The sequence below is a fragment of the Microbacterium umsixpiens genome (genome assembly GCF_053543675.1).
On the sequence record NZ_JBLVOH010000023.1, the window covers coordinates 75,134 to 76,625 of the forward strand.

The window sequence follows — 1,492 nt, forward strand, 5'->3', positions numbered from 1 at the left end:
CTGCCCAGGCGTTGAACTCCGGATACGCGCCGACATTGCCGCGGCCGGTCGAGCCGCCCATCCAGATGATCTCCTTGATCTGGGGGATGACCTCCGGATGCTGCTGCAGGAGGAGCGCGATGTTGGTGAGCGGGCCGGTGGGGATCACGGTGATCGGCTCCGGCGAGGCGGCGAGGGTGTCGGCGAGGAACTGCACGGCGTGGCGCGGGTCGAGGGGCACGGTCGGCTCGGGGAGGACCGGTCCGCCGAGCGCGTTCTCGCCGTGGATCCACGCGCCGGGGGTGAGTTCACGGACGAGGGGCTTGTCGGCACCGGCGGCGACCGGCACGTCCGTCATGCCGGCGACGGTGAGTGCGATCCGCGCATTCCGGGTGGTGTGCTCGAGGTAGCCGTTGCCGCCCACCGTCGTCACACCGCGCAGGTCGATGGCGTCGTTTCCGGCCGCGAGCCAGATGGCGAAGACGTCGTCGTGGCCGGGATCGCAGTCGAGAAGGACGGGAATTGTCATGGTGCTCCTTTGCAGATGTGCGTGCGTAAACGTTTACACTTTCTATCATGAACGTCAAGTCGACCGCGATCTCCGCGTTCCGATGCCTCCGCTCGATCCGAAAGCTGCTGCCATGACCTCTCCTGCTCTTCCGTCCGTCGTCGTCGTCGGCAGCGCGAACGTCGACGTCACCGCGTTCGTCGAACGACTCCCCACTGCCGGGGAGACCGTGGCGGGCGGGCGGCTCTCCCGCGACCTGGGTGGCAAGGGCGCGAACCAGGCTGTCGCCGCCGCGAAGTTGGGCGGAAACGTCCGGATGGTCGGCGCCGTCGGTGACGATGCCGACGGCTCCTGGACCCGGCAGGAGATGAAGCGGGCCGGCGTCGATGTCAGCGACCTGCGCACCGTGGATGACGCCACCGGCACCGCGCTCATCGTCGTCGATGCTGATGCCGAGAACCAGATCGCGGTCTGCCCCGGTGCCAACGACCACGTCTCGCTGGACGGCGTGACCTTCGGCTCAGACGAGGCCGTGCTCATGCAGCTGGAGATCGCGCTCGCGGTGGTCGAAGAGGTCGTCGCCTCGGCGGAGGGATTCATCGCGCTCAACGCCGCGCCCGCCCAGCCGTTGCCCGAGGCTCTGCTGCGCCGGGTCGACCTGTTCATCGTGAACGAGACCGAGCGCGAGCTCATGCCCGAGCTGGCAGAGGCGGAGCTCGTCGCGGTCACCTACGGCGCGGCCGGCGCTGCGCTGTATCGCCGTGGCGAGGAGATCGCCCGAGCCGACGGCGTCCCCGCCGAGGCCGTCAACACCGTCGGTGCCGGTGACGCGTTCTGCGCGGCGCTCGTGCTCGCCCTGCGCGCCGGGCACGCACCGGCCGATGCACTGGCCGCCGCTTGTGCGGTGGGATCCGCGGCCGTGTCGCACCTGTCGTCTCAGCCGCCGTTCGAGCACCTGAGCCGGTATCTTCCGGTGGGGTGAGGGGCGTCCGGAGAAGGAGAAGG

At 69.5% G+C, this 1,492-nt stretch carries 2 protein-coding genes; one reads left to right on the top strand and one right to left on the bottom strand.

The genetic code is table 11. The annotated features are described in order from the left end of the window. On the bottom strand, positions 1-508 hold a 508-nt coding region (locus ACNPM4_RS02455), incomplete at its 3' end, for a nucleoside hydrolase (protein WP_448984573.1). Positions 509-620: 112 nt separating this feature from the next. Here ACNPM4_RS02455 and ACNPM4_RS02460 point away from each other — a divergent pair. Continuing rightward, complete coding sequence (locus tag ACNPM4_RS02460) at positions 621-1,469, top strand: ribokinase (protein WP_448984574.1); 849 nt, start codon at positions 621-623, stop codon at positions 1,467-1,469. Positions 1,470-1,492: the final 23 nt, after the last annotated feature.